Source organism: Streptomyces sp. G45 (genome assembly GCF_049542095.1).
GTDB lineage: Bacteria > Actinomycetota > Actinomycetes > Streptomycetales > Streptomycetaceae > Streptomyces.
Genome location: NZ_JBMUZU010000001.1, coordinates 3,022,187 through 3,040,461, shown reverse-complemented (window position 1 = coordinate 3,040,461; position 18,275 = coordinate 3,022,187). Strand labels below are relative to the sequence as shown.

Sequence of the window (18,275 nt, the reverse complement as noted above, 5' to 3'; positions counted from 1 at the left end):
GCGCCTGGCCTAAAGCGATCGGTGGACGACGGCCCGGGGGAGCCCGGGGAACCCGTGCGCGAACTCAATGAACGTAACGGTGACCGGCCTCACACCCCGGGAGATAGTCACCCGGAATCGCCAGGACGTGAGCCGCACGACTCGCGAGGACGCAGTGGTCGTAGTCGCCCAAGGAGGCACCCGTGGCAGATGACAGGACGGCGGCGGAGGCCGCCGCCGGGACCGGCACCCCGCCCGCGAAGCGGGACCGCACCCACTACCTCTACATCGCCGTCATCGCGGCGGTGCTCGTCGGCATCGCGGTCGGCTTCATCGCGCCGGACTTCGCCAAGGAGCTGAAGCCGCTCGGCACCGGCTTCGTGAACCTGATCAAGATGATGATCTCGCCGATCATCTTCTGCACGATCGTGCTGGGCGTGGGCTCGGTCCGGCAGGCCGCGAAGGTCGGCAGGGTCGGCGGGCTCGCGCTCGCCTACTTCCTGGCGATGTCGGTGGTCGCGCTCGCCATCGGCCTGGTCGTCGGCAACATCCTGCACCCCGGGTCCGACATGGACCTCACCAAGTCGGAGAAGGCCGCGGGCCACACCGCCGCCGACAGCGCCGACGAGGGCCTGGTCGACTTCGCGCTCGGCATGATCCCCAAGACGATGGTGTCCGCCTTCACCGAGGGCGAGGTGCTCCAGACCCTCCTCGTCGCGCTGCTCGTCGGCTTCGCGCTCCAGGCCATGGGCAGGACGGGGGAGCCGGTGCTGCGCGGTGTGCAGCACATCCAGAAGCTGGTCTTCCGCGTCCTCGGCATGATCATGTGGGCGGCGCCGCTCGGCGCGTTCGGCGCGATGGCCGCGGTCATCGGCGAGACCGGCACGGACGCCCTGAAGGCGCTGGCCACCATCATGATCGGCTTCTACGTCACCTGCGCCCTGTTCGTCCTGCTGGTGCTCGGTACGCTGCTGCGCCTGGCTACCGGCGTGAACCTCTTCAAGCTCCTGAAGTACCTGGGCCGCGAGTTCCTGCTGATCCTCTCCACCTCCTCCTCGGAGTCGGCGCTGCCCCGCCTCATCGCGAAGATGGAGCACCTGGGCGTCAGCCGCCCCGTCGTCGGCATCACCGTGCCGACCGGCTACTCCTTCAACCTCGACGGCACGATGATCTACCTGACGATGGCGTCGCTGTTCATCGCCGACGCCATGGACCAGCCGTTGGGGGTCGGGGAGCAGATCTCCCTCCTCCTCTTCATGATGATCGCCTCCAAGGGCGCGGCGGGCGTCTCCGGCTCCGGCATCGCGGTCCTCGCCAGCGGCCTGCAGTCCCACAAGCCCGGCCTCGTCGACGGCGTCGGCCTCATCATCGGCGTCGACCGCTTCATGAGCGAGGCCCGCGCGCTCACCAACTTCGCGGGCAACGCGGTCGCCACGCTCCTCATCGGCACGTGGACCAAGGAGGTCGACCGCGACCGCGTCACCGCCGTCCTGGACGGCAGGCTCCCCTTCGATGAGCGGACCCTGGTGGACGACGACCACGGCCCCGCTGCCGCGCCCCCCGAGCAGGAAGCCCCCGCACCGGTGCCACTGGAGAAGTCCCCGGTGAAGGCGTAACCGCCTTGCCCCGAGCGCCGGACGGGCCGGAGACGGCCCGCCCGGCGCTCTCCGCTCCACGAGGCCCTGACGTCACGCGTCGGCGGGGCCGCGCTTCTTCTGACGCGGGGGCGTGGCCATCGCGCAGCGGCTGGGTCGGCCACGCGTGGTGCAGAGCGTCGCCGTCGGCACCGGCGACTGCGCGCGGGCCGTCGCCGGACCGCGCCGCGGCATGCCGGACCCGCGGGGCGTCCTAGAGGCGACCGGAGTGGCCCAGCACCCGGCTCTCATCGGCTGTGCCGACGTGCTTCGGGGCGAACGTGGCCGGGTCGGCCCGGGAAGACGTCGTCGGGGCGAAGCACGGCGAGGTCACGCTGAGGGAGGCGAGCCCTACGCCCTCGGCTCGGCGTACGACCCCGGTGATGGCCTCCATCCAGAAGTCATCAGGGGTGGAGCGCATGCTGACCGAGGGGAAAGGACCGGCCCAATCCCCGTCCCCGTCCGCTGACTTGAACGTGTATCCCTGCTCGACCCAGGCGTCACGGGCTTGCCGCACCAGCTTCCTGGCCGCCGTTCCGGGCACGTCCGTGAGCTGATAGGTGAGGCTCACCTGAAGGCGGTCGTCGTGCCCGTGGTCGTCCCGTGCCACGCAGGGACCGACCGCTTCCGGCCCCACCCGCTTCAGGGTCGGCTTGGGTGCCATGCCGTCGACCGCCTGGCGGACGATGTCCTGTGCCCGCTCGCGCGCTTCCTGCTCGTTCATCGTGTCCTGCCCGGCTTGCACATCGCCGTCGCCGTCGTCCTGCGCGCATGCCGTCACCCCGCACGCCATCACCAGCAGCGCGGCGACGCCGAAGAGCCTGCGAGCCTTCATGGTTTCCTCCGGTGGCGATCTCGGCCATGTTCCCCGTAGTGCCAGGTCGTGTGTGTGCCATCGCAACGCGGTGGTGATCGACTCGCTACGGTACGGCCTCGCGTGAGTGGCTGGCCCCGTGCTGGTCACTACGGCGGCTGAGTACGCGTACTCAGTGGTGGCCCGTTCGCGCTGAACCGGTGGGCCGGTTGTGAGGCGTGGTCGGCGGGCGCGTGTCTTCCGCATGGCGGAGCCCGGTCCCCGCGCGGGGAGAGGCGCGTGGGGACCGGGCCGTTCAGGGGGAGAGGAGGGGAGGGGAGAGGAGGGGAGGGGTCAGCGGGTGGTGCGTGCGGACTCCCGGTCGCGGTCCGAGCCGCCGCCGCGGCTCGACGCGTCCGCACCCGACTTGCCCGCCCCCGACTTGCCTGCCCCCGACTTGTCCGAGCCCGGCTCGCCCGGCCCCGACGCGTCCGGACCCGTCCCCTCCGGGTCGCCCCCGGCGACGGCGGTGGCGCCCGCGGACGCCGCCCGCCTCCGGCCCGGCAGCAGCAGTGCGACCAGCAGCGTGCCCGCGCCGAGGATCACCGCGCCGACCAGGCTGGTGTGGGCCACCGCGTCGGAGAAGGCGGTGCCGACCGCGTGCTTCATCTGCTCGGCGCCCTCGGCGTACTCGGCGGCGCGCGCCTTCAGTTCGCCCGCCTTCTGGGGCGAGCCGGTGGCCGCCGCCTGCTCGGCCAGCTTGCGGGCCTGCTCGCCGATGCCCGCGGCGACGCCGCCGCCCGCGCCGACGGAGTCCTGGGCCTGCTCCAGGAGGTTGGCGGGGAGCGTGCTGCCCGCGGTCTCCTCGGCGAGGCCGTCCGCGTACGACGTACCGAGCACGGAGCCGAGGACGGCGATGCCGAGGGAGCCGCCCAGTTCGAGGGAGGTGTCGTTGACGGCGCCGCCCACGCCCAGCTCCGACTCGGGGAAGGCGCCCATGATCGCGTCCGTGCAGGGCGAGACGGCGAGGCCCATCGACAGGCCGAGCACCACCAGCGGCAGCACGAAGTCCCCGTACGCCGAGCCGGAGTCCGTGGCGGTGAGCAGGGCCATGGCGGTGGTGCCGCCGACCATGCCCGCCGTCACCATCACCTTCGCGCCGAGCTTCGGCGTGAGGAAGCCGGTCAGCGCGGAGCCGACGAACACCGCGCCCGCCAGCGGCAGCATGCGCACGCCGGTCTCCAGCGCGTCGTACCGCAGGACGAACTGGAGGTGCTGGGTGAGGAAGTAGAAGGCGCCGAAGGCGGCGACGAAGAAGAGCGCCACGGCGAGGTTGGCGCCGGAGAAGCCGCGCTCGGCGAACTTGCGGACGTCCAGGACCGGCCGCGGGTGGCGCAGCTCCCAGAGGACGAACAGGGCGAGCCCGACGGCGGCGATCACGGCGGCGGCGACGGCGCTGGCGCCCCAGCCGAAGCCGGGCCCCTCGATGATCATGTAGATCAGCGCGCCGATCCAGACGACGGAGAGCGCCCCGCCCACGTAGTCGATCCGCCCGCTGTCCACGGCCTTCGACGGCGGTACGAGGACGAACGCGCCGACGATCGCGACCACGGCCACCGGCACGTCGATCAGGAACGTCGAGGCCCAGCCGTAGTGTTCGAGCAGCAGGCCCGCGATGAGCGGTCCGGCGGCGATCGCGATGCCGGAGGTGGCCGCCCACAGCGTGATCGCCTTGGCGCGCTCCTCGCGCGGGAAGGTCGCCGCGAGCAGCGAAAGCGTCGCGGGCATGATCATGGCGGCGCCGACGCCCATGACGCCCCGGGCGACGATGACGGCCGTGGAGCTGTCGGACAGCGCCCCGGCGAGCGCGCCCGCGCTGAGCACCACGAGCCCGAGCACCAGCGCCCCGCGGCGGCTGTACTTGTCGCCGATCGCGCCGAACAGCAGCATCAGCGCGGCGTACGGGACGGTGTAGGCGTCGATGACCCACTGCAGGTCGGAGCTGGACAGGTCCAGGTCGAGCGTCATGTCCGGCGCCGCCACCGTGAGCGCCGTGTTCGCCATGACGGCGATCAGCAGGCTCAGACACAGCACGAGCAGCGCCCACCAGCGGCGGGCATAGGGCCGGTCCATTCGCTCGACCGGCTCGTTGATCAGCAAAGGCATCGGGGTCCACCCCTCGGGAGCACGCTTGGGAACACGCCCGCAACGGCGTCTTGCATAACACTGTGTAATTGCACAGCACTGTGCAATGTACTGGATGACCGGCCGCGTTGCACATCGATGTGCAAAAACTCGGGGGCACGGCAGAATGACCCCATGACCCGCACGAAGCCGACGCCGAGTTCCGCCGCGCCCAGCGCCGCCCCGCGGGGTGCCACCACGGGCCGTGCGGCCTCCGCGCGCGCCGACGCCAACCGGCGCCGCATCCTCGACGTCGCCTTCGCCGAGTTCACCCGTGACCCCGACGCCTCCATGGATCAGATCGCCCGCGCCGCCGGGGTGGTGCGCCGCACGGTGTACGGGCACTTCCCGAGCCGGGACGCGCTGGTCACCGCCCTGCTCGACGAGGCCCTTGAGGCGGTGACGGCGGCGCACTCGGCCGCGTACGAGGGCGTGGACGACCCCGTGCGCGCCATCGCGGGCGCGATGCTCGGCGTCTGGCGCGTCACCGACCGCTACCGGCTGCTGCTCTCGCTCGCCCAGCGCGCCGTCACGATGGAGGGCATCCGCGAGCGGCTTGCCCCATGCACGCGGCGGGCGCCGCGATGGTCCAGCGGGCCCTGGACGAGGGCCGCTTCCGCTCGGAGCTGCCCGCCCGCGCGCTGGTGTACGTCCTGGAGAGCATTGTGCTCGGCCTGATGGAGGCGGTGAACGACGGCGTCCTCGGTACGCGGGAGGCGGGGCGCGCGGCGGCGCTCGCGTTCCTGACGGCGGCGGGGCTGCCGCCCGACGAGGCGGCGCGGGTGGTGACGGAGGCGGCGGGCGCGCTCGCCGCGCAGGGGGAGGCGGAGGCCCCCGCCTAGCCGGGGGGCGCGGCCGGGCGTCCGCTTCTGGCCAGTTGCTGCCAGGCCCTGTCCGGGGCTGTTCTCGAGATCGGCGATGGTACCTACGCTGCGGGGCGCTGCTGTACGAAGCGGTAGGCACCACCAACGCTCCGATCGGATCAGGAGGTTGCACTGGTATGGGACCGCGCGGATGTGACAGAGACGGTGGACGTGTCACGCGGGGCGGGGGCGGTGGGGGCTGGCGGAGGACGCTCACCGGGCTCGTCGCCGCGTTCGCCCTCGCCCTCGCCCTCGGCCTCACGGCCCAGTCCGGGACGGCCGTGGCCGCGACCGACGACGCCCCGCCCCTGAGCGGCCTGACCCTCACCTCGGTCAACAACGGCCGCAACCTGGACGTCCAGAACGGCAACACCGGCGACGGCGTCTTCCTCGTCACCAACTCCGCGCCGGGCTACCACCAGCGGTGGAGCGTGAACCCGCGCGGCGACGGCTCGTTCACCCTCGTCAACGACGCCACCGGCAAGTGCGTGTCCACGGGCCTGCCGCTGCGGCAGCAGCCCTGCTCCGGCGCGACCGCCCAGCGCTGGTACTTCCAGCCGGTGACCGGCGCCACCGACACGTTCATGGTCCGCAACACCGGTGACAATAAGTGCGTCGACGTCGTCCTCGGCGCCCAGCACGAGGATGCCTGGACCCAGACCTACGGCTGCAACGGCAGCAAGCCGCAGCAGTGGCGGCTGCCCGCGTCGGCGGCGGACGCCGCGCTGAAGGCCGCCGTGGAGTACGCCTCCCAGCGCTGCCAGCGGGACGCGGCGACCTGCTCGTGGACCAAGGGCACCCAGGCCCCGGCCGAGCCGCTGCCCAAGCAGTGCGTCTCGCCCGTCTGGTACAACGGCACCGAGGCGGCCGTCCCGTGGACGTTCACCCTCAACACCTCCCACGGCTGGGGCAGCGAGCTGGGGGTGAGCTTCAAGACCGACCTCGGCGCGGGCGGCGCGAGCCCCGTCCAGGCCGCCGTCAGCCTCACCCTCTCCGGCAAGGTCAGCTACAGCCTCAAGGAGGACCTAGGCAACAGCCTGACCATCACCGTGCCGCAGCGGCAGTACGGCTGGGTGGCCCTCTCGGAGCTGGCCACCAAGGTCACCGGCGAGTGGACCTTCGACGCGAACGGGTTCCCCTGGAAGGTCAAGGACACGGTGACGGTCCCCCTGAAGAGCGACGACCAGGGCCGCTCCAGCGTCTACCTGGCCCGCACCAGCGCGGAGTTCACGTCCTGCCAGGACTGACCCTGCCCGGCCTGGGCGAAGGGCGGGCCCGCACCGCGTGCGCGCCCACCCTTCGCCCTCTCCGCTACCGCACCTCAAGCCCCACGACGACGCCGTCGAAGTCGTAGCTGTTGGCGTCCACGGCCAGCGGGCTGCGACCGCCGCCCTGGCTGGCCCACGGCGTCACCTCGGGCTCGCTGTACCGGCCCCGGTCCACCGTCTTGATGGAGAGCCGGAAGTCGGTGAGCGTGGCGCTGGACGGCCAGCTCCGGGTGTCGAGGAAGAGCCGGTACTTGTCGGGGTCGTAGCCGTTGTCGTCCGTCGCGAGCGGCGAGTCACCGCCGCCCTCGCTCGCCCACGGCGAATACTGCACCGGCCCGTAGTGGCCGCTGCCGTCCATCGCCTGCGCGCCGATCCGGAAGTCCAGGTTGTTCAGTACGTCGCCGGGTACGGTGCTGAGGTCGATCAGCGCCGCGTCCGGGTCGTACCCGTTGGCGTCACCCGCCCACGGCGAGGAGCTGTTCCCGAACTTCACGTTCTTGGTGAACTGCTCCGCGCCGAACTGCGACGCGCCGCCGTTGTCGGCCAGCTGGATGCCCACCCGGAAGGTGGGCAGGGTCGCCGCCTGCGCGGGCATGGCGGTGAGGAACAAGGAAACCGAGGCCGCGGTGGCCGCGGCGGCGGACAGGACACCAGCTCGTCTTTATGGTCACAAATCGCCCCCACCGCCGCCGCCGGTCAGCCGCGCGCGGACCGTCTTGCCGCCGCCGTCCCGGGGGAACCAGCTCACGTCGTGGGCGAGCTGGCGTACGACGATCAGCCCCCGCCCGCCCTCCCCCATCGCGCCCGCGGCGCCCCCGGGGAACCCCGGGAACCCCGCGACGGCGTCCGACACGTCGACGACGAGCCCGCCGCCCTCGACGACCGCGAGCCGCAGCCACGCGTGCCGCCCGGGGACCCGCCCGTGCCGGGCGGCGTTGGCCACCAGCTCGGACACGACGAGCACGGCGTCGTCGATGTCGCCGTGCCATCGCCAGGAGGCGAGCCTCCGCCGCGTGTGCAGCCGCGCGAGCCGCGCGGCGGAGGGGGTCATGGGGTAACTGGCGGACCAGGTGTGGGTGGGGAGGAGGGGGGTGCGGGGTGTGGTGGGGGTTGTCATGCAACTACGGTCGCGGCCGTAGGCGTTCGACTGCAATCGAAAGTCCATTGAATATCCAGCGGGGCAACATTGGACTATGCCTGAATGCGCACAACCGCCTGCGCTCGCCGCACACGAGGTGTCACACTCCGCATGCGGTACCAGGTCGCAAGGGCAACGGACAGCAGGTGGTGCACATGGCAGCCAAGCGCGGACGCACTGGGCAGAGGCTCGAACTGGGGCTACAACTCAGGCAGCTGCGGGAGGAGGTGCAGCTCACGCGAAAGCAAGCGGCGCAAGGCTTGAAGATCTCCGAAACGTCGCTTCAGCGGATCGAGACCGGAGCGCTCAACTTCCGCAACGTGAGCGACCTGCGCAAGCTGCTGACAAAGTACGGGGTCACCGACGAGGAAGTCGTCAACTCCCTCGTCAATCTCAACCGGGAGTCCTCGGCGCAAGATTGGCTTACGCAGTATCGCGGCCCGTTGCCGCCAGAGCTGCCCAGCTTCGTCGGCCTAGAGCCAGAGGCTCGCAGCATGATGGCTTACCACCCGACGCTGGTGTACGGAATCCTTCAGACCGAGCGCTACGCGAGGGCACTGCACGAGGTGCAGAAGGCGGTCGAGGAGACGACGTCGGAGCAGATCAGCAGCAGCGTGGAGCTGCGTATGCGACGCCAGGAAGTCCTCACCCGCGAGGACCCCGTCAAGCTGCACGTCATCTTGGGCGAGGCCGCGTTGCGCTACCCGGTCGGCGGACCCGATGTGATGCGCGAGCAGTACGCACGCCTCCTAGAGCGGTCGGAGATGGAGCACGTGACGCTTCAGGTGCTGCCGTTCCGCTGGGGGTACCGTGCCACCAACGACTTCGCGATCCTCGATCTAGGGGACCGGTTCCCAGCAAGAGTCCAGATCGACAGTGCCTGGAACGCCGTCTCCACCTCGGACAAGCCGCGCGAAGTCGCGCGCTTCACTCGGCGGTTCAACGCCTTGGTGGCCTCAGCGCTGCCACCCGAGGACACCGCTGACTTCCTGCACCGGCTAGAACGAGAGTTGTGAACCATGGACATGCCCCTTAACGTGCCCGCAGAGGCATGGCGCAAGTCGTCGTACAGCGATGGTGTCCCCAACAACTGCCTTGAGGTTGCCGACCTCACCGCGTACCCCGCCGGAGGCGTCGGCATACGCGACTCCAAAGACCCCGACGGCCCGGCCCTGCACCTCAGCCACCCCGCCTGGAAGGCGTTCCTGACCTCACTCACCCCGGAGGCGCTCTCATGACCACACACCCCCAAGCCAAAGGCGCCTGGTTCAAGTCGTCGTACAGCGGCGGCACCGGGAACGGCTGCCTTGAAGTTGCCGACCTCACCGCGTATCCCACCGGAGGCGTCGGCATACGCGACTCCAAGAACCCCGACGGCCCGGCGCTGCTCCTCACCCTGCCCGCCTGGAAGGCGTTCCTGGCCACGCTCGGCGCGCAGCCGCACGGCGGCTAGGCATCGAGGCACGGTGAGGGAGGGCGAACCCGGCGCATGCCTGGCCTGCGGGCTCGCCGACGGCTCCGTTCCGTTGCCCGGCGGGACCCTCGCGCGCACCGCCCACTGGACCGTCGAGCACTGCGTGGGCCCCCTGGGCGTCGGCACCGCCGTGGTGAAGCCGCTGCGGCACGTCACCGGCGTACACGAGCTGACGCCCGCCGAGGCGGCGGAGCTGGGGCCGCTGCTGCGGAGGGTGAGCGCCGCCGTGCGCACGGCGGTCGACGGCTGCGAGCAGGTCTATGTGTGCCTGTGGTCGCACGCCGGGCGCGTGCCCGGTCACGTCCACTTCGTGGTGCAGCCCGCCCGCACCGCGGACCTGGACCGGCACGGCGCGTACGGGCCCGCGCTCCAGACGGCCCTGTTCGCCGAGGGCACGCCGCCGGACCCGGAGGCCGTGGTCGAGGCGTGCGCGCGGTTGCGGCGGGAGCTGGCGGAGCGGCGGGCGTAGGGGCGGGTCCGGGGGCGCCCGTAATCGCGTTGACGCCCTCGAACGCGCCCCGCCACGCTGGAGGCAGCCGCCGGACCCGCGGCGGCCCGGCGGGGGAGTGACGGCGTATGACCACACGCATCATGTCCGTGCACGAGTATGACGGGGACGGCGAGGGCGGCGACGAGCAGGCCGAACTGGAGCGCGTGAGCGAGCTGTTCACGCAGTTCGTGGAGGCGGTGGCGCGCCGCCCGCGAACCGACCGCAGCGACGCCCGCGGCAGCGCCCGCGGACGCGACGCTGAGCGCGACCTCACCGCCCGCCTGCGCGCCCATCTCGGCATGGAGCCGGGAGAGGCGCCGGTGGTGAAGGCGGCGTACGCCCCCTACGACCACCCGAACGTGCACCTGGCCCTGGAGCGCTGGTTCGCCGACCCGTCCCGGAGCCATGAGCTGATCGGCATGACCGGCTCGCACCACCGCGACCACTACACGCTGTCCGAGATCCTGGAGTCCGCCGACCGCTACGACAAGTTCGTGATCGGCGCCGTCGACTACGCGCACCTGCCGGTGTCCCCGGACACCGAACTCGCCTGCGTGTCCTTCGGGTTCTACCTGGGTGCGGAGCGCGCCGAGGACGGCACGGAGGAGCGCTACGTGGTCCTGCTGCGCGGCCCGGCCGACGCATACGGGCGCGACAAGGTGCAGCTCGAAGTGCTGGCCGCGTCCCGGGACACGGCCAAGCGGCTGCTGTCGGGCGTCGACGCGCTGGTGCGGGAGCACAACGTCCTCCGGGGGCAGGTGCTGTCCTTCGAGGGCGCGGAGTTCGGCGAGGGCCTCGGCCCGTTCCGCTTCCACCGGCGCCCGGACCTCGCCCGGGACGGCATCGTGCTGCCGCCGGGCCTCCTCGACCGCGTCGAGCGGCAGGTCGTCGGCGTCGCCCGGCAGCGCGAGCGGCTGCGCGCGGCGGGCCAGCACCTGCGCCGCGGCCTGCTCCTGTACGGCCCGCCCGGCACCGGCAAGACCCACACCGTCCGCTATCTGCTGTCCGGCCTGCCCGACTTCACGGTGGTGCTGCTCTCCGGCGTCACCATCGACGCGATCGGCCCGGCGTGCGCGCTGGCCCGGATGCTCCAGCCCGCCCTGGTCGTCCTGGAGGACTGCGACCTCGTGGCGGAGTCCCGCGACCTCGGCGACGGCGAACAGCCGCTGCTGTTCCAGGTCCTGAACGAGATGGACGGCCTCGGCGACGACGCGGACGTGGCGTTCCTGCTCACCACCAACCGCGCCGACCTCCTGGAACCGGCCCTGGCGCAGCGCCCCGGCCGCGTCGACCTCGCCGTGGAGATCCCGCTGCCCGACGCGGCGGGCCGCCGCCAGCTGCTCGCCCTGTACGGCGGCGGGCTCGGCCTCGGCGAGGAGCTGGTGGAGGAGGTCGTCGCCCGCACCGAGGGCACCACGGCCTCGTTCACCAAGGAGCTGGTGCGCCGCGCGGTCCTGGTCTCCGCCGAGCGCGACGCGGACGAGGTCACCGCGGACGACGTCCGCGAGGCCCTTGACGAACTGCTCTCCGACCGGGACGCCCTGACCCGCCGCCTCCTCGGCGTGGCCGACCCGGACGGCGACGACGAGTACGGCGACGAGGATGACGGCGGCGACGAGGGCGGCAGCGGGGGCGGCACCCACCACGGAGGCGGCCACCACGGCGGCGGTCACCACGGGGGCGCCCACAACGGCGGCGGGTTCTTCACCCGCGCCTCCTACCGGCCGCTCCGCTGACCCCCTCGGGCCCGGCCCCGGCCCCACGCTTACCTTTTCGTGAGTACCTGAGAAAATAGTCGGTACTTGTGGCCCCGATCGCGCACCCCAAGCATGGAGGGCATGCCACAGGACACCCCCGCCTCCCGTACCTCCGTCACCGTCATCGGCCTCGGCGCCATGGGCCAGGCCCTCGCCGGTGCCTTCCTGAACGCCGGTCACCCCACCACCGTCTGGAACCGCTCCGCGGGCAAGGGCGACGACCTGGTCGCCCGCGGGGCGGTCCGCGCGGCGAGCGCCGCCGAGGCCGTGCGGGCGAGCGACCTGGTCGTCGTGTGCGTCGTCGACTACGACGCGTCGCGGGCGATCCTCGAACCGCTCGCCGCCGACCTCGCCGGGCGCACCCTGGTGAACCTCACCTCCGACACCCCCGAGCGGGCCCGCGAGGCCGCCGCGTGGGCGGCGAAGGCGGGCGTCGACTACCTGGACGGCGCGGTCATGGTGCCGACGACCGTCGTGGGCACGCCGGACGCCCTGCTGTTCCACTCCGGCCCGCGCGCCGTCTACGAGCGGCACGAGGACACCCTGAGGGCCCTCGGCGGGCAGAGCACGTACGTCGGCGAGGACCACGGGCACGCCGCGCTGTACGACCTGTCGCTGCTCGACTACTTCTGGACGTCGATGGCGGGCCTGGTGCACGCCTACGCGCTGGCCACCGCCGACGGCGTCCCGGCCGCCGCGATCGCGCCCTTCCTCAAGGCCAACGCCGGTCTCGTGCTGTCCCTCGTCGAGGAGACCGCCAAGGGCGTCGACTCCGGGTCCTACCCCGGCGACCAGGGGAACCTCGCGATGGAGGCCGCGGGCATCGAGCACATCGCGCACGCCGCCGAGCACCGCGGCCTGGACACGTCGGTACTGCGCGCGGTGCACGCGCTGGCCGCGCGGGGCGTGGCGCTCGGGCACGGCGCGGACAGCTGGACGGCGACCGTGGAGGCGGCCCGCAAGCCCGGCGCCTGAGCCGTCCCGGGAGCCGGGCCTGGCGTTGACGCCGACGTCAGGGGTTAGCGTCGCGGTATGCGAATCGGCGAGCTCGCGCGGCGCGTGGGAACGACCACGCGCACGCTGCGCTACTACGAGTCGCGCGGTCTGCTGACCGCGCGGCGCGACGGCAACGGCCACCGCACGTACGGCGAGTCCGACGTACGGCTCCTGGAGCAGATCAGGACGCTCCAGGACTTCGGGTTCGAACTGGAGGAGACCCGGCCGTTCGTGGAGTGCCTGCGCTCCGGCCACCCGGAGGGCGACTCCTGCCCGGCGTCCGTCGCCGTCTACCGCAAGAAGCTCCGTGAACTCGACGCGCTCATCGGCGAGTTGGGCGCGGTGCGGACCCAGGTGGGCGCGCAGCTCGCGCGGGCGGAGCGGGCGATGGCGGAGCTCGCCGCTGACGCTGGGGCGCCGGAAGGTCCGGCGCCGCGGTGCGAACTGAGGGGTACGGGATGAGTGCGGTGCGAGGCGGCGGGGCCAGCGGGCTCGGCGAGGCGACCGACGCGGACTTCGGCTTCGAGGTGCTGGGCGGGGACCGGCCGGTCCTGGTGCAGTTCACGGCGGACTGGTGCGGGCCGTGCCGCCAGCTCGCTCCGGTCCTCGCGGAGATCGCGGGCGAGGAGGCGGAGCGGCTGCGGGTGGTGCAGGTGGACGTGGACCGCAATCCGGAGACGACCACGGCGTACGGGGTGCTGTCCACGCCGACGCTGATGGTGTTCCGCGACGGGGAGCCGGTGTGGCAGTCGGTGGGCGCGCGGCCCAAGCGGAAGCTGCTCGCGGACCTTCAGGGCGCGGGCGTGCTCTGACCTGCGGGACGCGGGCGCGCGCTGAGCCCCCGGCCACGGGTGGCGAAACGCGCGCAAGCCAAGAGAAAAGCCCCGGACGCATTGACGTCCGGGGCTTTTCTCTGCGTATAGTGGATTCTTTCGCACGCCCCTGCCCAATTGGGCATACGGGTACTGCGGGAATCTTTATACGAGCACTGTATCTGGCGAGGGGCTGAATTGTCAAGCAAGGAATTGCGGGAAGAGCAGCAATTCGTCTCCGGGCTGTACGCGCGCCTTGACGCGCTGCGCGCGGAGGCCGAGGCCGCCGTGCGGGATTCGCTGCGGCAGGCGGGGAACGGACTCCAGGCGCGGCTCGAACGCGACGTCCTGGTGGCCGAGCGGTCCGGACTGCTCGCCGCGTTCGACGCGGGCGAGAACGGGCTGTGCTTCGGGCGGCTCGCCTTCCGGGACGGGCGCGACCACCACATCGGGCGCATCGGCATCCGCGCCTCCGACGCCGAGCGCACCCCGCTGGTGATCGACTGGCGCGCCGACGTGGCGCGGCCCTTCTACCTCGCCACCGGCCACACCCCGATGGGCCTGCGCAGGCGCCGCCACCTCACCACCGAGGGCCGCACCGTCACCGCCCTGCACGACGAGATCCTGGACCTGAGCGACACCACCAGGACCGGGCACGAGAGCGCCGACGCCGACGAGGTGCTGCTCGCCGCCCTGGACTCCGCCCGCACCGGCCGCATGCACGACATCGTGCGGACCATCCAGGCCGAGCAGGACCGCATCATCCGCGCCCCGCACTCCGGTGTCCTGGTCGTCGAGGGCGGCCCCGGCACCGGCAAGACCGTCGTCGCCCTGCACCGCGCCGCCTATCTGCTGTACGCGCACCGCGAACTGCTCGCCAAGCGGGCCGTCCTGATCGTCGGGCCCAACCCGGCCTTCCTCGGCTACATCAGCGACGTGCTGCCCGCGCTCGGCGAGACCGGCGTGCTGCTCGCCACCCTCGGCGAGCTGTTCCCCGGCGTCACCGCCACCGGCACCGACACTCCGGCCGCCGCCGAGGTCAAGGGCCGCGCCGAGATGGCCGACGTCCTCGCGCGGGCCCTCGCCGACCGCCAGCGCCTGCCCGAGCCGGGCGCGCCGCTGGTCATCGCGCACGACGACGGCGACCTGATCGTCGACTGGGAGATCGCCTACGAGGCGCGCGCCGCCGCCCGCGAGGCCGACCTGCCGCACAACCTCGCGCGCGCCACCTTCGCCTTCCACGTCATCGACGCGCTCACCCAGCAGCTCGCCGACCGCATCGGCCACGACCCGTACGGCGGGCCCAACTTCCTCGGGCCCGACGACATCGCCCAGCTCGGCAAGGGCATCGCCGCGAGCCCCGAGGTGCACGCCGCGATCGAGGAGCTGTGGCCCACGCTCACCCCGCAGCGGTTCGTCACCGACTACCTGGCCGAGCCGGTGCACCTGCCGGACGCCGACGCCGAGGCCGTGCGGCGCGCGCCCGGCGCCCCCTGGACGCCCGCCGACGTGCCGCTGCTCGACGAGGCCGCCGAACTGCTCGGCCAGGACGACAGCGCCGCCCTCGCCCGCGCCGAGGCCGCCCGCCAGGAGCGGGTCGCCTACGCGCAGGGCGTCCTCGACGTGTCGTACGCCTCCCGCACGTACGAGTTCGAGGACCTCGACGACGAGGACGCCGAGGTGCTGCTCGCGCACGACATCATCGACGCCGAGCGGATGGCCGAGCGGCACGAGGAGGCCGACCACCGCAGCGCCGCCGAGCGCGCCGCCGCCGACCGGACCTGGGCGTTCGGGCACATCATCGTCGACGAGGCGCAGGAGCTGTCCGCCATGGCCTGGCGGCTGCTGATGCGGCGCAGCCCCACCCGGTCCATGACGCTCGTCGGGGACCCCGCGCAGACCGCCGAGGCGGGCGGCCTCGGCTCCTGGCAGGACATCCTCGGCCCGTACGTCGAGGACCGCTGGGAGTACCGGCGGCTCGGCGTCAACTACCGCACCCCCGCGGAGATCATGGAGCTGGCCGCCGAGGTGCCCCGCGCTGCCGGGCAGGACGGCTTCGAGCCGCCCAGCTCCGTGCGGTCCACGGGCGTGCGCCCCTGGGCGCGGCACGCCGCCGACCTGCCCGCGGCCGTCGCCGAGGCCGTCGCCGCCGAGGCCGCGCGGGCGTCCGGGCAGGGGCGGCTCGCCGTCATCGCCCCGCGCGACCTGCACGCGGCGCTCGCCGAGCACCTGCCCGGCGTGACCGCGGGCGGCGCCCCCGACCTGACCCGTCCGGTGGTCCTCATCGACCCCCGCCAGGCCAAGGGCCTCGAATTCGACGCGGTCCTGGTCGTGGAGCCCGCCCGGTTCGGCACGAGCGACCTGTATGTGGCGCTCACCCGGGCCACGCAGCGCCTCGGAATCCTGTACGGGGGCGAGCTGCCGAAGGCGCTGAGCGCGGCGGCGGGGTCAGACCGGGCGTAGCCACAGGGTCGCCAGCGGCGGCAGCGTCAGGGCCAGGGACGCGCCGCTGCCGTGCGCCGGGGCGGGGTCCGGCTTCACGGGGTGGGGGTTGCCCACGGCGCTGCCTCCGAACCGCTCGGCGTCCGTGTTCAGGACCTCCTGCCAGGCCGCGTACTCCTCCGGCACGCCGATCCGGTACCCGTGCCGGACCACCGGCGAGAAGTGGGACACGGCGAGCAGCGGCGGGCCGTCGGCCGCGTACCGCAGGAAGGCGAACACGTTGTCCTCCGCCGCGTCGCCCACCACCCACGCGAAGCCGCCGGGGTCGGTGTCCCGCTGCCACAGCGCGGGCTCCCCCGGTAGATCGCGTTCAGCTCCCGGACCAGCTCGCGCACGCCCCGGTGGTCCGGCTCCGCGCCGTACGCCGGGTCCAGCAGCCACCAGTCGGGTCCGTGGCTCTCCGACCACTCGGCGCCCTGCGCGAACTCCTGCCCCATGAACAGCAGTTGTTTGCCGGGGTGCGCCCACATGAAGCCCAGGTACGCCCGCACGTTGGCGCGCTGCTGCCACCAGTCGCCCGGCATCTTCGACACCAGGGACCGCTTGCCGTGCACGACCTCGTCGTGGGAGATCGGAAGCACGTAGTTCTCGCTGTAGGCGTACACCATCGAGAAGGTCATCTCGTGGTGGTGGTGCTTGCGGTGAATCGGGTCCTTGGAGACGTAGCCCAGCGAGTCGTGCATCCAGCCCATGTTCCACTTCAGGCCGAAGCCGAGGCCGCCGAAGCCGCCGGGGCCCACGTGGTGCGTGGCGCGCGTCACGCCGTCCCACGCCGTGGACTCCTCGGCGATGGTGACGACGCCGGGGGAGCGGCGGTAGACGGTGGCGTTCATCTCCTGGAGGAAGGCGACCGCGTCCAGGTTCTCCCGGCCGCCGTGCGCGTTCGGCGTCCACTGCCCGTACTCGCGCGAGTAGTCCAGGTACAGCATCGACGCCACCGCGTCTACGCGCAGGCCGTCGATGTGGAACTCCTCGCACCAGTAATTGGCGTTGGTGACGAGGAAGTTGCGCACCTCCTTGCGGCCGTAGTCGAACTCCAGGGTCCCCCAGTCCGGGTGCGCGGCCCGCGCCGGGTCCTCGTGCTCGTACAGCGGCCGCCCGTCGAACTCGGCGAGCGCCCAGTCGTCGCGCGGGAAGTGCGCGGGCACCCAGTCCATCAGGACGCCGACGCCCGCCTGGTGCAGCGCGTCGATCAGGTACTTGAAGTCGTCGGGGGTGCCGAGGCGGGCCGTCGGCGCGTAGAAGCCCGTCACCTGGTAGCCCCAGGAGCCGCCGAAGGGGTGCTCGGCGACCGGCATCAGCTCCACGTGCGTGAAGCCCAGGTCGGTGACGTACGCCGGAAGCTGCTCAGCGAGTTGACGGTACGTCAGTCCGGGGCGCCAGGACGGCAGGTGCACCTCGTACACGGAGAACGGCGCCTGGTGCACGGGTGTCTCGCCGCGCCGGGCCAGCCACGCCTCGTCGTGCCACACGTGGTGCGACTCCTCCACCACGGACGAGTTCGCGGGCGGCACCTCGGTGCGCCGCGCCAGCGGGTCCGCGCGGTAGGTCACGCTGCCGTCGGGCCGGGTGATCTGGAACTTGTACAGCTCGCCCGCGCCGAGCGACGGCACGAACAGCTCCCACACCCCGCTGCCGCCGAGCGACCGCATCGGGAAGCCGGTGCCGTCCCAGTAGTTGAAGTCCCCGACGACCCGCACGCCGAGCGCGTTCGGCGCCCACACCGTGAACCGCGTGCCGGTCGCCCCCTGGTGGGTCATCCGGCGCGCCCCGAGCGCGTCCCACAGCCGCTCGTGCCGCCCCTCGCCGATCAGGTGCAGGTCGAACTCGGCGAGCGCGGGCAGGAACCCGTACGCGTCCCGGGTCTCCCACCGCGCGTCGTCGTACGCGATGTCCAGCAGGTAGTCGTCCGGCACGTCCCGCAGCGGCAGCACCGCCGAGAAGAACCCGTCGCCGTCGTCCCGCAGCTGGGCCCGCACCTCCCCGACGACCACCGTCACCGCGCGGGCGTGCGGGCGCAGCGCGCGGAACGCGGTGCCGCCCGCCACGGGGTGCGCGCCGAGCACGGCGTGCGGATCGTGGTGCGTCCCGGCCAGCAGCCGCGCCCGGTCGGCCTCCAGGACGGGGGACGCGGCGGGTTCGGCGTGCTCGGGCACGGGCTCGGGGGCGGGGCCGGGGGCCTGTGCGGGGCCGGGTGCGGCGGCGGTCTCGGGTGCGGGTGCGGTGATGGGCTCGGCGGTGGGCTGCGCCTCGGGGTCCGGGGTGTTCCCGGGCCGGGCGGTGACCGCCTTGGCGGCCTTGGCCGTCTTCGCCGCGCGGGCCGTCTTCGCCGACTTCGCGGCCTTGGCCCCTTCCGCGGACCTGGCCGTCTTCGCTGGCTTCGCT

At 72.7% G+C, this 18,275-nt stretch carries 15 protein-coding genes and 2 pseudogenes; 12 read left to right on the top strand and 5 right to left on the bottom strand.

The genetic code is table 11. From position 1 onward, the window contains the following. Positions 1–182 precede the first annotated feature (182 nt). Positions 183–1,595, top strand: coding sequence for a cation:dicarboxylate symporter family transporter (locus ACOBQU_RS12080; protein WP_423626517.1), 1,413 nt, complete (start codon positions 183–185; stop codon positions 1,593–1,595). Between the two features lie 232 nt (positions 1,596–1,827). Here ACOBQU_RS12080 and ACOBQU_RS12075 read toward each other — a convergent pair whose 3' ends face one another. Both ACOBQU_RS12075 and ACOBQU_RS12070 read right to left on the bottom strand, forming a co-directional pair. After that, on the bottom strand, positions 1,828–2,448 hold the full coding sequence (locus tag ACOBQU_RS12075) for a hypothetical protein (RefSeq protein WP_423626515.1): 621 nt from the start codon (positions 2,446–2,448) through the stop codon (positions 1,828–1,830). 312 nt (positions 2,449–2,760) lie between these two features. Next, on the bottom strand, positions 2,761–4,572 hold the full coding sequence (locus ACOBQU_RS12070; RefSeq protein WP_423626514.1) for an MFS transporter: 1,812 nt from the start codon (positions 4,570–4,572) through the stop codon (positions 2,761–2,763). Between the two features lie 153 nt (positions 4,573–4,725). On the opposite strand from ACOBQU_RS12070, the pseudogene ACOBQU_RS12065 reads away from it, so the two are divergent. Together ACOBQU_RS12065 and ACOBQU_RS12060 are read left to right on the top strand one after the other, a co-directional pair. Beyond that, positions 4,726–5,432 (top strand): annotated as a pseudogene (locus ACOBQU_RS12065) (TetR/AcrR family transcriptional regulator). Between the two features lie 158 nt (positions 5,433–5,590). Next, positions 5,591–6,700, top strand: coding sequence for an RICIN domain-containing protein (locus tag ACOBQU_RS12060; RefSeq protein WP_423626512.1), 1,110 nt, complete (start codon positions 5,591–5,593; stop codon positions 6,698–6,700). A gap of 64 nt (positions 6,701–6,764) precedes the next feature. Here the strand turns inward: ACOBQU_RS12060 and ACOBQU_RS12055 are convergent, their stop codons facing one another. Together ACOBQU_RS12055 and ACOBQU_RS12050 are read right to left on the bottom strand one after the other, a co-directional pair. After that, complete coding sequence (locus tag ACOBQU_RS12055) at positions 6,765–7,316, bottom strand: hypothetical protein (protein WP_423626510.1); 552 nt, start codon at positions 7,314–7,316, stop codon at positions 6,765–6,767. A 72-nt stretch (positions 7,317–7,388) separates the two neighbouring features. Further along, a complete protein-coding gene (locus tag ACOBQU_RS12050) occupies positions 7,389–7,838 on the bottom strand; it encodes an ATP-binding protein (protein WP_423626508.1) in 450 nt (149 codons plus the stop codon). 176 nt (positions 7,839–8,014) lie between these two features. On the opposite strand from ACOBQU_RS12050, the gene ACOBQU_RS12045 reads away from it, so the two are divergent. The 9 genes from ACOBQU_RS12045 to ACOBQU_RS12005 all read left to right on the top strand — a co-directional run bounded on the left by ACOBQU_RS12045 (position 8,015) and on the right by ACOBQU_RS12005 (position 15,851). Next, complete coding sequence (locus ACOBQU_RS12045; RefSeq protein WP_423626506.1) at positions 8,015–8,875, top strand: helix-turn-helix domain-containing protein; 861 nt, start codon at positions 8,015–8,017, stop codon at positions 8,873–8,875. A 3-nt stretch (positions 8,876–8,878) separates the two neighbouring features. Next, positions 8,879–9,097 carry a DUF397 domain-containing protein gene (locus ACOBQU_RS12040; RefSeq protein WP_423626504.1) on the top strand — a complete coding sequence of 73 codons (219 nt, stop codon included), beginning with the start codon at positions 8,879–8,881 and terminating at the stop codon, positions 9,095–9,097. After that, complete coding sequence (locus ACOBQU_RS12035; protein ID WP_423626502.1) at positions 9,094–9,312, top strand: DUF397 domain-containing protein; 219 nt, start codon at positions 9,094–9,096, stop codon at positions 9,310–9,312. Before ACOBQU_RS12040 ends, ACOBQU_RS12035 begins: the two co-directional genes overlap by 4 nt. 13 nt (positions 9,313–9,325) lie before the next feature. Next, positions 9,326–9,802, top strand: a complete 477-nt coding sequence (locus tag ACOBQU_RS12030) for an HIT family protein (RefSeq protein ID WP_423626501.1) — start codon at positions 9,326–9,328, stop codon at positions 9,800–9,802. A 107-nt stretch (positions 9,803–9,909) separates the two neighbouring features. Further along, positions 9,910–11,559 carry an AAA family ATPase gene (locus ACOBQU_RS12025; RefSeq protein ID WP_423626499.1) on the top strand — a complete coding sequence of 550 codons (1,650 nt, stop codon included), beginning with the start codon at positions 9,910–9,912 and terminating at the stop codon, positions 11,557–11,559. A gap of 102 nt (positions 11,560–11,661) precedes the next feature. After that, a complete protein-coding gene (locus ACOBQU_RS12020) occupies positions 11,662–12,555 on the top strand; it encodes an NAD(P)-dependent oxidoreductase (protein ID WP_423626497.1) in 894 nt (297 codons plus the stop codon). Positions 12,556–12,612: 57 nt separating this feature from the next. Continuing rightward, on the top strand, positions 12,613–13,038 hold the full coding sequence (locus ACOBQU_RS12015; protein WP_423626495.1) for a MerR family transcriptional regulator: 426 nt from the start codon (positions 12,613–12,615) through the stop codon (positions 13,036–13,038). Beyond that, the gene (trxA, locus tag ACOBQU_RS12010) at positions 13,035–13,388 is read left to right on the top strand and encodes a thioredoxin (RefSeq protein WP_423626493.1); all 354 of its coding nucleotides are present in this window, start codon (positions 13,035–13,037) and stop codon (positions 13,386–13,388) included. The genes ACOBQU_RS12015 and trxA overlap by 4 nt, the downstream gene beginning before the upstream one ends. A gap of 198 nt (positions 13,389–13,586) precedes the next feature. Next, complete coding sequence (locus ACOBQU_RS12005) at positions 13,587–15,851, top strand: HelD family protein (protein WP_423626491.1); 2,265 nt, start codon at positions 13,587–13,589, stop codon at positions 15,849–15,851. On the opposite strand, the pseudogene glgB reads toward ACOBQU_RS12005, so the two are convergent. Further along, a pseudogene (glgB, locus tag ACOBQU_RS12000) lies at positions 15,837–18,046 on the bottom strand (1,4-alpha-glucan branching enzyme). The gene ACOBQU_RS12005 and the pseudogene glgB overlap by 15 nt on opposite strands. Positions 18,047–18,275 lie beyond the last annotated feature (229 nt).

Bases quoted from the DNA above. Each gene is read 5' to 3' on its own strand.
- ACOBQU_RS12075 (WP_423626515.1), bottom strand. From the start codon at position 2,448: ATGAAGGCTCGCAGGCTCTTCGGCGTCGCCGCGCTGCTGGTGATGGCG.
- ACOBQU_RS12070 (WP_423626514.1), bottom strand. From the start codon at position 4,572: ATGCCTTTGCTGATCAACGAGCCGGTCGAGCGAATGGACCGGCCCTAT.
- ACOBQU_RS12060 (WP_423626512.1), top strand. From the start codon at position 5,591: ATGGGACCGCGCGGATGTGACAGAGACGGTGGACGTGTCACGCGGGGC.
- ACOBQU_RS12055 (WP_423626510.1), bottom strand. From the start codon at position 7,316: ATGCCCGCGCAGGCGGCGACCCTGCCCACCTTCCGGGTGGGCATCCAG.
- ACOBQU_RS12050 (WP_423626508.1), bottom strand. From the start codon at position 7,838: ATGACAACCCCCACCACACCCCGCACCCCCCTCCTCCCCACCCACACC.
- ACOBQU_RS12045 (WP_423626506.1), top strand. From the start codon at position 8,015: ATGGCAGCCAAGCGCGGACGCACTGGGCAGAGGCTCGAACTGGGGCTA.
- ACOBQU_RS12040 (WP_423626504.1), top strand. From the start codon at position 8,879: ATGGACATGCCCCTTAACGTGCCCGCAGAGGCATGGCGCAAGTCGTCG.
- ACOBQU_RS12035 (WP_423626502.1), top strand. From the start codon at position 9,094: ATGACCACACACCCCCAAGCCAAAGGCGCCTGGTTCAAGTCGTCGTAC.
- ACOBQU_RS12025 (WP_423626499.1), top strand. From the start codon at position 9,910: ATGACCACACGCATCATGTCCGTGCACGAGTATGACGGGGACGGCGAG.
- ACOBQU_RS12020 (WP_423626497.1), top strand. From the start codon at position 11,662: ATGCCACAGGACACCCCCGCCTCCCGTACCTCCGTCACCGTCATCGGC.
- ACOBQU_RS12015 (WP_423626495.1), top strand. From the start codon at position 12,613: ATGCGAATCGGCGAGCTCGCGCGGCGCGTGGGAACGACCACGCGCACG.
- trxA (WP_423626493.1), top strand. From the start codon at position 13,035: ATGAGTGCGGTGCGAGGCGGCGGGGCCAGCGGGCTCGGCGAGGCGACC.